The organism is Streptomyces sp. NPDC090994 (genome assembly GCF_044768905.1).
Lineage (GTDB): Bacteria > Actinomycetota > Actinomycetes > Streptomycetales > Streptomycetaceae > Streptomyces.
Genome location: NZ_JBIVWS010000004.1, coordinates 94,628 through 108,577, shown reverse-complemented (window position 1 = coordinate 108,577; position 13,950 = coordinate 94,628). Strand labels below are relative to the sequence as shown.

5 protein-coding genes and 1 pseudogene are annotated in these 13,950 nt (G+C 70.6%); 2 read left to right on the top strand and 4 right to left on the bottom strand.

Translation table 11 applies throughout. The features are described 5' to 3' along the window. Nucleotides 1-80: 80 nt before the first annotated feature. On the bottom strand, nt 81-2,078 hold the full coding sequence (locus ACIQR3_RS10615; protein WP_403537002.1) for a tachylectin-related carbohydrate-binding protein: 1,998 nt from the start codon (nt 2,076-2,078) through the stop codon (nt 81-83). A gap of 117 nt (nt 2,079-2,195) precedes the next feature. Then, a complete protein-coding gene (locus ACIQR3_RS10610; protein ID WP_403536999.1) occupies nt 2,196-2,552 on the bottom strand; it encodes a hypothetical protein in 357 nt (118 codons plus the stop codon). A 246-nt stretch (nt 2,553-2,798) separates the two neighbouring features. Between ACIQR3_RS10610 and ACIQR3_RS10605 the strand changes: the two genes are divergently transcribed. Further along, nucleotides 2,799-12,554 (top strand): LamG-like jellyroll fold domain-containing protein, encoded by a 9,756-nt coding sequence (locus ACIQR3_RS10605; RefSeq protein WP_403536996.1) that lies wholly within the window; start codon nt 2,799-2,801, stop codon nt 12,552-12,554. Beyond that, on the top strand, nt 12,551-13,012 hold the full coding sequence (locus ACIQR3_RS10600) for a hypothetical protein (RefSeq protein WP_403536994.1): 462 nt from the start codon (nt 12,551-12,553) through the stop codon (nt 13,010-13,012). Before ACIQR3_RS10605 ends, ACIQR3_RS10600 begins: the two co-directional genes overlap by 4 nt. A 50-nt stretch (nt 13,013-13,062) precedes the next feature. On the opposite strand, the gene ACIQR3_RS10595 is transcribed toward ACIQR3_RS10600, so the two are convergent. Together ACIQR3_RS10595 and ACIQR3_RS10590 are read right to left on the bottom strand one after the other, a co-directional pair. After that, entirely contained in the window at nt 13,063-13,350 is a 288-nt protein-coding gene (locus ACIQR3_RS10595; RefSeq protein ID WP_403537814.1) for a hypothetical protein, read from the bottom strand. Between the two features lie 46 nt (nt 13,351-13,396). Continuing rightward, a pseudogene (locus ACIQR3_RS10590) lies at nt 13,397-13,788 on the bottom strand (Scr1 family TA system antitoxin-like transcriptional regulator); the annotation flags it as partial. Between the last annotated feature and the right edge of the window lie 162 nt (nt 13,789-13,950).

Below are 13,950 nucleotides of genomic sequence, written 5' to 3'. Positions count from 1 at the left end.
CGCCCCGGCCTGGACGGAACCGGGGCGGTCGGAAGCCGGTGCTCTGACGGGGACGAGCCTGATCGTGTCGCCGGGCGTGGTTACTCGGCGGGCGGTGCCGGAAGCTCGCGCTCGGTGAAGGTCGGCGCCGGCTTGGCCGCGCTGTCGCCGGTGGTGGAGCGGGAGGCGGCGAAGGTGGTCGGGGTGACCGTGTAGACGCGGGTCTGGTTGCTGCTGGTGCGGTAGGAGTAGGCCCAGGTGGGGCCGGAGGCGTTGGTGTAGGTGAAGGCGGTGGGGTCGGTCGCCGCCGCCTCGAAGCTCTCCTGGTTCCAGGCGCGCCAGGTGCCCGAGCCCTGGGTCTGCTCGCCGGTGTTGTACATGAAGCCGTCCTCGCCGCGGGCCACGATCTCGGTGATGCCGGTGAGCGGGCTGATGACGACGGAGGGCGATCCGGCGAAGGTCTTGTCGCCGACCTGGGACCAGGCGGCGGGGAAGGCGGCGCCCTCGGCGGACTGCGTGAGGTGGACGATCCGCCCGTCGGCGTCGCGGGCGTAGACGCCGAGGCGGTAGCCGGGGTAGACGATGACGGACGGGGTGCCGGTGATGGTCCGGTCGCCCAGGGTGGTCCAGGTGCCGACGGTGCCGTTGCTGAAGGTCGCGGTCCGGAGCGTGCCGTTCGCATCGGTGCCGAAGAGCTGGATGCCGTTGCGGACGGTGACGGCGGTGAGCGGGCCGGTGAAGCCCTCGCCGCTCAGCGGCATCCAGCCCATGAAGTCGACGTTGGCCCGCTGCTGGACGCGGTACCAGGGCTTGCCGTCGGCGTCCACGGCGAACTGCGCGAGCACTCCGTCCGCCGTCTTCCCGGTCGTCGGGTGCTCCGCCATCGCGCCGGCGAGGTTGATCCAGTCGCCCCAGTCCGGGCTGCTCGCGGCGTGCCGCCGCCACCAGATGTCGCTGCTGACGTTCTGCGCGGTCAGCGCCGTCCGGCCGTCCGGCTGTTCGGAGAGCGTCGGCTGCCCCGAGAACGCCTCGTTGCCCGAGACCGTCGTCCACTGCACGGAGTTGAAGTCCGACGGGTCGGTCTGCCGGCCGTGGACCAGACGCCCGATGTTGTCGGTGTAGGCGTACTCGACCTCCCCGCTGGACGCCTGGAGCACACTGGTCGGGGTCGCGGACTCGACACTGATCGAGGGCTTCGCCGGCGTGTGGTTCGCGGCCAGGCGGCAGGCGTCCGGCGCGCCGGTCACGCTGGTGTAGCCGGCCCACCAGGTGCCGCTGCCGAGGAGCACGTTGTAGGGGTCGAAGTTGCCCGCGTCCTCCCGGAAGCGGTACTGGCGCACCTCTCCGTTGGGCTTGACGCGGAGGATGGTGTCGCCGCCGAAGGAGGTGAGGTCCTCGGTGTCGCGCCAGTCCGCCCAGCTGACCGTGCGGTGCTGCTCGATCCACCGCTGGCTGGTGAAGTCGTAGCGCGAGCGCGTCAGGTCGCCGGTGGCCGAGTCGACTCCGTAGACCACGCCCAGCTCGGTGGCGACGATGAAGCTGTAACGCCCCCAGCCCGAGGCGATCTTCTTGTTGCTGTCCGCGCTCCATGTGTCGGTGGAGCTGGTGTAGCGGGCGTAGCGCAGGTCGCCGTCGCCGTCGACGAACCAGAGGTTGCCGCCCCGGTCCGCGGTGATCTTGTTGCGGTTGGCGTCCAGGCGGTAACTGCCGTACGAGTCGCTGATCTTGCGGTGGTGGATGTCCCAGGTGCCGGTCGATCCGTCCCGGTGGCTGAAGTACAGGCCGTCCGATTTGATGCCGTAGAAGGTCGCTCCGTTGGCGGTCAGTACGCGCGGGTACTGGTCCCAGCCGGAGTCGATGGTGCCGGCCTCGGGGAGCGAGCCCGTCGCGCCGGCCGGGTCGGCGACGTTGCGCCGCAGCAGGCTTCCCTCGGTGGTGACCGAGTAGAGGGCGCCGGTCGACGTGCAGGTGATCTCGTCCGCGGCCTGGGCGGTGCCCGAGGTGGTGGTCACGGCTATCGGCAGCGCGGCGGCCGCGGTGGTGATCGCGATCACCCGACGGCTGAGCCGTCCACGGGACAGGGGTGACAGGGGTCTCATCGGCATCCTTCCGGACTTCGTGTGATCTGGTCGCCCCGGGTCACGGGACGGCCGGAGGAGGGGGCGGCGCGTCTGCGGTGACGGCTCCCCCCGAGTGGGACATTCGTGGGTCCGGCGCTACCTGCCCGACGGTGCGGACAGGCCGTGCTCCGCACGGACCGGCGCGGCATCGGGGGTGCCGTCGCCGGTGGTGGGGCGGGCGGCGGCGGGGCCGGCCGGGGCCTTGGGGATCTGCGGCCCCCGGGTGCGCCGGACGCCCGGCCCCCGTGTCCGGTCACCGGCGCCGCGGAGGGTGTCCCCGCCGCGGGCGGACCGGGTCGTCGCCCCCGTCGGCCCGGTGCGGGCGCCGCACAGGACGCCGTCCGCGGCGTACGGGTGTGGTGTCGACATGCGGACGACGGGCGGGGCGGCGGCTGCCGGCGCGGTCGACGTGACCGCGCGACGGCCGAACCGTCTGCCCGATGCGGATCTCATGGACGTCCTTCCAGCTCAGTGCGGTGATTCCGAGCAGGGAAGCAGCGGTTCGACACGAGTGCGCACCCCCTGGCAGGGGGACGGTAAGCAGCTTTGGGTTAACGATGCAGTGGCGCGGAGATGAACAGCTGACGCGTGTACATGACAAGCAGGTGGACAGTTGGTGATCGTCTGGACAGAATCTTCATACAACTCTCAGGATCCATAAGTCGATTCATGACCCACGTGTGGTGCTGAGGGGGAGCTGTGCCTGACTACCGGAGAGTCGCCCGAAGACTGCTGTCCCGTCGGCTGCGCCGCAGTCGCTGGGGCATGGCCCTCGGCATCCTCCTGGCGTCGGTGATCACGGCCAGTTCCCTGGCCCTGTCCGGCACCGGCATCCCGCTGTTCCCCGCGGACCCCCAGGGCCGCGACGCCCCCGACCAGCGGTGGGCGTCCGCCGACGGCAAGGACCACCTGGTCGGCGAGCGGGACGCCAACACCAAGGCCCCGCGGACCCTGCGGTCGAAGTATCCGACGACGGTGAAGAAGGGCAGTGTCGCCGCCGCCGAGAAGAAGGCCCGCAACAAGGCCGAGGCCGTCGCCCCGCCGGCCACCGAGGTCACCGGCTTCGACGCCGAGCGCAGCAGGGAACTGCCCGCCGAGCGCGACGGGTTCAGCCGTACCTACGCCAACGAGGACGGCACCCGGACCACCGAGCTGTCCCCGACACCGGTCAACTACCGGGACGCGGACGGTGACTGGCAGCCCATCGACACGGACCTGCGGGCGGACGGCGACGGCTGGCGCAACACCGCCGACGCGGTCGGCGTACGCATCGACGAGCGGGCCGACTCCGCGCGCCTGGCCACCGTGGAACTCCCCGGCGGCCGCAGCCTGTCGTACGGCCTGAGCGGCGCCGCCGGCGTCGAGGGCAGCGCCGAGGGCAGCGCCGTCACCTACCAGGGCGTCCTCGCGGACACCGACCTGACGCTGGAGTCCCAGGCCGGCGGCGTCAAGGAGACCCTCGTCCTGCACTCGGCCGACGCCCCGACGACCTTCGACTTCCCCCTCGCCCTGGACGGGCTGACGGCACGGATCGCGGACGGCGCCGTGGAGCTGACCGACGCCAGGGGCCGCGTCGCCGGAGTCATCCCCGCCGGGTTCATGGAGGACTCGGGACACGGCGGTGAGCAGGGCGCCCCCGCCCGCTCCGAGGACGTCGCCTACGACCTCGTCGAGCGGGCCGGCGGCGGCCAGGCCCTGCGGATCACCGTCGACGCGGACTGGCTGCGGGCCCCGGAGCGGGTCTTCCCGGTCAAGGTCGACCCCTCCGTGGACACCTCGTCCGCCGAGACCAGCGTCTACGTCAAGAGCGGCGGCTCCGTCGTCGGCACCAGCGAACTCCAGGCCGGCAAGGGCGCCGACGGCGCGACCGCCACCTACCTGGGCTTCCCGTCACTGGACGAGGAGCTGAAGCACCACAAGATCTTCGGCGCCCAGCTCCAGCTCACCAACTACGACTCCGCCTCCTGCAAGGCCCGCCCGGTGTCGGTCCACCCGGTCACCGAGTCCTGGTCCGCCGGCACCGGCCTCAGCTACCCCGGCCCCTCGGTCGGCGGCAGCCTCGCGTCGAAGTCCTTCGCCTACGGCTACATCGCCACCGGCAAGTCCAAGTCCGCCTGCCCCGCCGCCTCCGAGCTGTTCGACCTCGGCAAGTCCGGCCGCGACCTCGTCCAGCGCTGGGTCGACGGTGACCAGGCCAACTACGGCCTGTCGGTGCGGGCCTCGGCCACCGACTCCCTGGGCTGGAAGAAGTTCGCCGGGCACGGCACGGCCAACCCGCCCAAGCTGTACGTCACCCACTCGCCGTACAACGCGAGCTACTCCTTCACCCAGCCCGTCCCCGACCCGCCCGTCCTGCAGAACCAGGCCGGCCAGGTCAAGGTCGCCGTCACCAACAAGGGCGCGCAGACCTGGACGCCCGGCGCCTACTACCTGGCCTACCGGGCGTACGACAAGGACGGCAAGCTGGTCACCCAGCAGCGCGCCGCCAACCTGGCCACCAACGTCGCCCACGGCGCCAGGACCACCTTCACCGCCACCATCAAGGCGCTGCCGCCGGGCGCCTACCTGCTCGACTTCACCATGGTCAAGTCCGGCGGCCCGGTCTTCACCGACGAGCAGGTCGCCCCCGGCCGGCTCTCCCTCCAGGTCTTCGACATCGCGCCCGTGGTGCAGGAGCAGTACCCGCCCAACGGCTACCAGGCGCAGACGCTCAGCCCGCAGCTGTGGGCCAGCGCCGTGGACATCGACGCGCCCGCCGGGCAGACGCTCCAGTACAAGTTCGAGGTCTGCGAGCAGGGCGACGACGACAAGCCCGTCGACTGCGTCACCTCCGCCTACCAGTCCAGCCCCGCCTATTCCGTCCCGGCCGGCCGGCTGTCCTGGAACAAGACCTACCTGTGGCGCGGCTTCGCCAAGGACGCGAGCAACGAGGTGCCCACGGCGCAGATCGCCCTGCTCACCTCGGTCCCGCAGCCGGAGATCACCTCCCGGCTGAGCGAGGGGCAGGACCTGGAGTTCGACCCGCAGGTCGGCAACTACGCGACCTCGGCGATCGACGCCTCCCTGGCCGGCGTCGGCCCGGACATGACGCTGGTGCGGACCTACAACAGCCTCGACCCGCGCACCGACCTCGCCTTCGGCACCGGCTGGACCACCCGCTACGACATCCGGCTCACCCCCGACAACGACGGCACCGGCAACGTCGTCATCCGCTACCCGGACGGCCGCGACGTCCGCTTCGGCAAGAACCCCGACGGCTCCTACGCGCCGCCGCCCGGCCGGTTCGCCAAGCTGACCCAGGACACCACCGCCGGCACCTGGACCCTCCAGGACAAGTCGGGCACCACGTACTCCTTCAGCAACACCGGCCTGCTCGTCAAGATCACCGACGCCACCTCCAACGTCGTCAACTACACCTACTCGGGCGGCAAGCTCGTCAAGGCCGAGAACCCGCGCAGCAAGCGCTCCCTGACCTTCACCTGGACCGGCTCCCACGTCACCCGCGTCGCCACCAACGCGGTCGACGGGGCCGCGCTGGCCTGGACGTACACCTACACCGGTGACGTCCTGGACCAGGTCTGCGACCCCACGGGCGGCTGCACCGCCTACACCTACACCGCCGGCAGCCACTACGCGGCGGGGGTGCGCGACTCGCGCCCCGAGTCCTACTGGCGGCTCGGTGAGGAGGAGGGCACCTCCGCCGAGAGCGCCATCGAGGTCAACCTCGGCAAGGACCGCGGCACCTACGGCGACGTCACCCTCGGCGGCGCCGGCGCGGTCACCGGCGACCCCTCCACCGCCGCGGCCTTCAACGGCACCACCTCCCGGGTCACCCTGCCCGGCGGCACCCTGAAGGCGAGCCGGGACGCGGCCGTCGAGGTGTGGTTCAAGACCATCGCCACCGGCGTCGGCGGCCCGCTGATCGGCTACCAGGACAAGGCGTGGGGCACCGCCCCCGGCACCGGCGTACCCACCCTGTACGTCGGCACCGACGGCAAGCTGCGCGGCCAGTTCTGGGACGGCACCGCCCACCCCATGACCGCCACCACCACCAACGTCAACGACGGCAAGTGGCACCACGCCGTGCTCTCCGTCTCCGGCGCCACCCAGACCCTCTACCTGGACGGCAAGCAGGCCGCCACCCTGGCCGGCGGCCAGATCCAGGCGCAGAACCTCACCCACAACCAGATCGGCGCGGCCCGGCCCAGCTCCCCGGCGAGCTGGCCCGGCTGGGGCGGCGCCCAGGCCCGCTCCTTCGCGGGCTCGATCGACGAGGTCGCCGTCTACCACCACCCGCTGGGCTCCCAGGCCGTCTCCACCCACTACGCCCTGGGCACCAAGGCCGCCGACCTGCTCACCAGGACGACCCTGCCCAGCGGCCGGACCGCCGCCGAGGTGTCCTACGACACCGCCCGCGACCGGGTCAGCGAGTACACCGACGCCAACGGCGGCACCTGGGCGGTGGGCGCCCCCGCCGTCTTCGGCGACGAGGACGACCTGCGCCGCACCGTCGAGGTGCACGACCCGGTCGGCCAGCCGTACTTCTACGAGTACGACGGCATGACCTCCCAGCTGCTGCGCTACGGCGAACCGCTGGGCCTGGGCACCCGCGAGTACGACGGAACCCCCGAGCCGTCCCCCTCCACCTCCCCGCCGACCGAGGTCTGCTCGGAGCCCGACCCCGGCGACCCGATGTTCTGCACCACCCCGCCGGGCAACGACGACGGCAGCCCCGACTTCATCCGGCACCCCGTCGACGGCGTCGCGATCCGCAGCTACACCTACGACGACCGCGGCTACCAGACCATCACCACCAGCGAGACCGGCGACACCGTCACCCTCGGCTACGACGACCGGGGCAACGTCAACAGCCAGACCACCTGCCGGGCCAAGGGCGACTGCCACACCTCGTACACCACCTACCCGGCCGGCCTGGACGAGCTGGACCTGCGGATCGACCTGCCCACCGAGACCCGCGACGCCCGCTCCAGCAGCGCCACCGACAACCGCTACCTGACCACGTACAAGTACGACGACAACGGCAATCTGCTCTCCCAGAAGAACCCCGACGGCGGCTCGGTCGTCAACACCTACACCACCGGCGTGGAACCGGCCCGCGACGGCGGCAACACCCCCACCGGCCTGCTGCGGACCAGCACCGACCCGCGCGGCGCCGTCACCCGCTACGCCTACTTCAACAGCGGTGACATCGCCGAGGTCGTCGAACCGTCCGGTCTCATCACCCGCTACACCTACGACGCCCTCGGCCGCCGTACCAGCGAGACCGAGATCTCCGACAGCCAGCCGAACGGCGTCACCACCACCTACCAGTACGACAAGCTGTCCCGTCTGGTGTCCTCCACGGACCCGCAGGTCGGCGACGCCGTCACCGGGGCGCAGCACCAGCAGCGCACCACGACGACGTACGACCCGGACGGCGTGGTGACGGCCACCGAGATCGACGACATCGTCGGCGCGGACCTGCCGCGCTCGATGACGTACGAACTCGACGACCACGGCCGCCCGGTGCGGGTCACCGACGCCGAGGGCAACGAGACCTCCTACGGCTACGACCCGTTCGGCAACCAGACCTTCATGGTCGACGGCAACGGCAACCGCTTCGAGTACGCCTACACCGCGCGCAACATGATCGCCGAGGTGCGCCTGACCGACTGGGACAGCGACCCCGACGGCGCCGACGGGTCCGGCGAGGACCTGGTCATGCAGTCCTACGCCTACGACATGGCCGGCCGCCTCGCCCAGCACACCGACGCCATGGGCCGCACCCTGGAGTACCAGTACTACGGCGACGACCTGGTCAAGTCGATCACCCTCAAGGGCTTCCACAACCCCGACGGCACCACCCGCGACATCGTCGTGGAGGCCAACGAGTACGACGGCGCCGGCAACGTCACCCAGGAGACCACCGACAACGGGCGGACGGTCACCAGGACCACCTACGACGCCGTCGGCCGGGTCGCCTCCACCGTGACCGACCCGGGCGGCCTGTCCCGCTCCACCAGCTACACCTACGACCTGGCCGGCAACGTCACCACGACGAAGAACGGCGGCAACCCGTCCCACGTGCCGTGGCCGGTGAGCGCCACCCCCGAGCAGGTCGACTACGTCTACGACCTCGCGGGCAACGCCACCAAGGAGATCACCCACAACGGCTCCGGGACGCTGACCACGACGTACGCCTACGACCAGCGCGGCCTGACCAAGACCGTGACCGATCCCGCCGGGAACGTCACCGACTACGGCTACGACACGCTGGGCCGCCAGATCTCCACCCTGGCGCCCGCCGTCGACACCGAACAGGCCGGCGCCGCCGCGCAGCACACCCGTCCGCTGACCATCGTCGGCCTGGACACCTACGGCGCCGCCACCTCCGTCCAGGACCCCCTGGGCAACGTCACCCGCACCGCGTACGACCGGCTGGGCCGGCAGATCAGCACCACGGGCGCCGCGTACACCGCGCCCGGCAGCAGCACGCCGGTCACCCCGACCGCCCAGTACCGCTACGACGCGCTGGGCAACCTGGTCGAGGCGACCGACCCCCTCGACCAGGTCACCCGCTACAGCTACGACCGGCTGAACCGGGTCACCGTCCGCGACGAACCCACCGGCACCGGCGACGACCGCGCCCAGTGGAAGTACACCTACACCCGCACCGGCGAGGTCCTCTCCGTCACCGGCCCGACCGGCGCCCGCGCCGAGACGACCTACGACGACCTGGACCGCCCGGTCACCCAGACGCAGATCGACCGCGAGCCGTACGAGGACGCGTTCACCACCCGCTACACCTACGACGACGCGGGCAACGTCACCGAGCAGACCGCCCCGAGCGGCGCGAAGACGTCGTTCACCTACGACAGCCTCGGCCAGGTCGTCCGCCTGACCGAACCCAGCGGCACGGTCACCGAGTTCGGCTACGACCTGGCCGGCCGCGAGGTCCGCCGCGCCGACGGCCTCGGCCGCACCTCCTCGTTCCTCTACGACCAGGCCGGACGCCTCGTCTCCGAGTCCGACCTGGCCCCGAACAGCAACGCCCTGCGCACCATCGGCTACGACTACGACGACGCGGGCAACCTGGTGGCGTCGACCGACCCGCTGGGCCACACCACCAGCTACGCCTACGACGCGCTGGGCAGGCTCACCAAGCAGACCGAGCCGGTCACCGACACCGAGTCCATCACCACGTCCTTCGGCTACGACGCGGCCGGCCACCGCACCCGCTACACCGACGGCCGCGGCAACTCCACGTACTACACGTTCAACACCCTCGGACTCGCCGAGTCGGTGATCGAACCGGCCACCGAGGCCGACCCCGACGCCGCCGACCGCACCTGGACCACGGCCTACGACGCGGTCGGCCAGGCGGTGCGCGCCACCGCCCCCGGCGGCGTCACCCAGACCCGCGTCTACGACAACACCGGCCAGTTGATCAAGGAGACCGGCACCGGCGCCGAGGCCGCCACCGCCGACCGCAGCTACGGCTACGACGCGGCGGGCCGCCTGACCTCCGCCGCCACCCCCGACGGCGACAACACCTACACCTACAACGACCGCGGCCTGCTGCTGTCGGCCGAGGGCCCGTCCGGCGAGGCGAGCTACGCCTACGACGACGACGGCCTGCTGACCAGCCGCACCGACGCCACCGGCACGTCCCTGTTCACGTACGCCAAGCAGCAGCTGTCCACCGCCACCGACTCCCTGACCGGCACCAGCCAGAGCTACGCCTACGACACCTCCGGCATGCTCCGCCAGGTCTCCTACGGCGCCGGACAGAGCCGCAGCTACGGCTACGACGACCTGGGCCGCATCGACACCGACACCCTGACCAACAGCACCGGCCAGGCCGTCACCTCCATCGACTACGGCTACGACGACAACGACCACCTGACCTCGAAGAAGGTCACCGGCAGCAACGCGGCCGACAACACCTACGGCTACGACCAGGCCGGCCGCCTCACCTCCTGGACCGCCGACGGCGACACCACCGAGTACGGGTGGGACGCCTCCGGCAACCGCACCCGGGAGGGCGACAAGACCGCCGTCTACGACGAACGCAACCGCGTCCAGTCCGACGGCGACTACACCTACACGTACAGCCCGCGCGGCACCCTGTCCTCCCGCACCAGCTCCGGGCTGACCGAGGACTTCGCCTTCGACGCCTTCGACCGCCTCCTCCAGGCCGGCGACGTGTCGTACTCCTACGACTCCCTGGACCGCGTCGACTCCCGCAACGGCACCGACTTCACCTACGCGGGCCTCAGCCCCGACCCGGTCAGCGACGGCGCCTCCTCCTACGGCCGCGGCCCGATGGACGAGCTGATGTCGGTCTCCGAGAACGGCACCGCGCAACTGGTCCTGACCGACTCCCACGGCGACGTGGTCGGTGACTTCGACGCGACGGACTCGGACCTGACGGAGCTGGCGGACTCGACGACGTACAGCCCGTTCGGCGAGGAGGTGGAGTCCGAGGACGGGGGCGAGAGCGGGGTCGCGGGCGAACTGGGCTACCAGGGCGACTACACGGACCCCGACACCGACCAGGTGAACATGGGGGCCCGCTGGTACAACTCGGACACCGGAACCTTCGACTCCCGCGACTCGGTGGACTACGCGGGAGGCGCCTCCATCCTCGCCAACCGCTACACCTACGGCGCCGGCGCACCGCTGGACTACGTCGACCCCGACGGCCACTGGCCGAGCTGCGGCTGGTGCAAGAAGGTCGCCTCCGGGGTGAAGAAGGTCGGCAGCGCCATCAAGAGCGGCGTCAAGAAGGCCGCGAGGGCGGTCAAGAGGGTCGTCAAGAAGGCGTGGCGGGCCGCGGTCTCCGCGGTGAAGGCGGTCGGCCGGGCTATCAGCAACGCGGCCAAGTGGGTCTACAACAAGGCCAGGTCGGCCGTCAGCTGGGTCGCGCAGAAGGTGTCCTCGGCGGTCAGCTGGGTGGCGAGCAAGGCGACGTCGGCGGCGAAATCGGCGGCGGCGTGGGCCCGCGAGAAAGCGGCGGCGGCGAAACGGGCCGCGGTGGCCCGCGCCAAGGCCATCACCAAGAAGGCCAAGGCGGCCGTCTCCTACGCCATCCAGCACAGCCCGCTCCCGGAGATAGCGGCGGCGGTGAAGCCGTTGATCTCGGTGACCAAGGACATCGTCTCCGCGGCGGCGAACCTGCCCGCGGCGGTGGTGGACACCGCGCGCAACGTCATCGCGGACGCGGCACAGGCCGCGACCGACCTGCGGGACGCGGTGGTCGCGGCGGCCGGTGAGGTTGTCGAGACGGTCTCCACCGCGGTCCAGGCCGCGACGGAGTTCGCCCGTGCCGCCGCCCCCTACATCCGGGACGGTCTGAAGGCCGGCCTGGAGTTCGCGGCCGAGGCCTCCGGCTTCAACGACTTCAAGAACTGCCTCACCAAGGGCGACATGGAGGCCTGCGCCTGGGCGGCGGCCACGGTGGCCGGTGCCCTGGCGGGCGGCGCCGGAGCCGGCGTGGTCCGCGCGGCCAAGGCGGGCCGGATGGCGACCAAGGCGGCGAAGTACGCGGATGACATCTCCGAGGCCGCGGACAAGCTGGACACGGCGGTGGAGTACACGTCCTGCGCCGCGGACCTCGCCGGGGTCGCGGCCTCGGCCAACAGCTTCACCGAGGGCACGCTCGTCCTCATGGCCGACGGCAGCCGCAAACCCATCGAGGACGTGGACGTCGGCGACGAGGTGAAGGCGACCGACCCGACGACGGACGAGTCCCCGTCGTCGGAGAAGGTCACCGACACGATCACCGGCAAGGGCGAGAAGCACCTGGTCGCCCTGACGATCGACACGGACGGCGCCGCCGGCGACGCGACAGCCGTCCTGACCGCCACGGAGGGCCACCCCTTCTGGGTCCCCGACCTGAAGGAATGGCTGGACGCCGGCGACCTGAAGCCGGGCCAGTGGCTGAGCACGGGCTCGGGCACGAAGGTCGAACTGACGGCGGTACGGGCATGGACCCAGAGCACGACGGTCCACAACCTGACGGTGGACCGGGCGCACACGTTCTTCGTGGCGGCGGGGGCTGCGCCGGTACTCGTCCACAACTGTGGCGGCTCGGTCAAGGGACACTCGAGCACCTGCTCTTGTGATGTAAATGACCCCAGGAGTGAGGTAACCCTGGACCGCGACTCCTTCGAGGCGGCGAGAAACACCGCGTTGGAGATCACGGGGACGCTTGACGTCGGAACGAGAAAGACCCTCAGGGGACGGCTTGAGAGCGCAGTCGAGACCTTCGGTAAGGTGACCGGGTTCACTGGAAAGAGCGGTGGGGACTACAGAGAGTTCCGCTTGGATGTCGACCCTCATAAGGGTGCACACATCAACGTGATGACGGGTAAGGGTGCGGCGGTTCGCAAGTACGCGATCAGGTGGCCTTCCGAGACCGTCACGCCCTGGCTCAGGAAGCTTCAGCGATGACAGCAGACAGTTTCTATGGAATCCGACCAGATCACCTTCCGGACTTTATGAAGGATCCGGACAGTGACGACGGACGTGACGTCGTGAAGTTGCGTCTTGCCGAGAGCCGGAAGCTGGAAGCGGTGAGTCTCCACAGATTCCCTCCCACTTTCAGCGCGGCGCTCGACTGGGAATCCGCCCCGTACGAGGACCGCCGCTGGTGGGACGACGAGGACGACTGGGCGAGGATGGCGGCAGAACTGCTCTCCCGATATGCGGGGGAGGGATCTCGCGTCGCCATCTTCTGGGGCGACCTCGAGTTGCCGACCGTCACGCTGAGCGTGGACGCGGTTGTGCGGCATGCGCGGGAGTTCTTGGAGGTGGGTCCGCACTTCTGGATCTATCCGCTCGATGGTTCCGTTCTCATCGAATGCCTGATGGATGGTCAAGTGACCGTAGCGGCCATTCCGCCGACTTAACCCGCCGAGCGGGACAGCCTCGCCTTGCAGGCCATGTCCATCAGCAGCTGTCAGGCCCAAGTGGACTCGGAGACCGGACGCCACTCCTCGTCGGACTCCGCCACTGCCCAGGAGGCGGCCTGCCAGTACTGCAGTGCGTCGCGGCCGAGCAGGATCTGGGTGGGGGCGTCCTCTCGGCCAGCGAGGCCGACGACGATGGCCGCCGCCTTGGCGGAGTCGGCGGCCACGGCCTCGGGGTCTGAACTCCTGATCATGTCAGCGAAGGCACCGGCGGACTGCTCGTAGGGCCGGCTGATGGGCGGGACGGTCATGGAGGAGCCGGCCCAGTCGGTGCGCATACCGCCCGCCTGGGGGACCGTGACCTTGATGCCTTCGTACGGGGGTGGGGGACACCCCCTCGAAGATCACGCGGGCGTAGTCCTCCGTTTGCAGCATTCCGGGTACGAACAGCATCACGACCTCGTGCAGAGGTGCGGCGTGGTGTTCCAGCTCGACCAGGTCGAGGAACGGCCGCGGCAGCACGCCTCGGTACTCCCCCCGCCACCCGCGGGTTCGGCCGGTGGCCATCGTGACCAGGTGGTCGATCAGCCTCTCGTCCGCACAGGCGGCGTAGTGGGCCGCGAGGAGGCACAGCCGCTTCTCGCCGACGCCCTCGCTGAGCACACTCCGAGCAGTGACGCTGTTACACGGGCGTTGAGGCCGGCGGCTTGCCGGAGGCTGGACAGTTCGACCACCAGGCGCATCTGTCGTGCCGTCGGTTCGCGCCTCAGGGCCATCGCTGACGCGGTGGCCACTCTGGGCACCAGGGACCTCGGAAGCGCACCGCTCCGTCCTGCCATCGCGGCACGGCAATAGGGAGTCACCGTCAGCCGCCGCACCCTCCGCCTGATCCGTGTGACGTCCCTGTCAGCCGTTTCACCGATAATTCAGCGGATCCA

Bases quoted from the DNA above. Each gene is read 5' to 3' on its own strand.
- ACIQR3_RS10615 (WP_403537002.1), bottom strand. From the start codon at position 2,078: ATGAGACCCCTGTCACCCCTGTCCCGTGGACGGCTCAGCCGTCGGGTG.
- ACIQR3_RS10610 (WP_403536999.1), bottom strand. From the start codon at position 2,552: ATGAGATCCGCATCGGGCAGACGGTTCGGCCGTCGCGCGGTCACGTCG.
- ACIQR3_RS10600 (WP_403536994.1), top strand. From the start codon at position 12,551: ATGACAGCAGACAGTTTCTATGGAATCCGACCAGATCACCTTCCGGAC.
- ACIQR3_RS10595 (WP_403537814.1), bottom strand. From the start codon at position 13,350: ATGCGCACCGACTGGGCCGGCTCCTCCATGACCGTCCCGCCCATCAGC.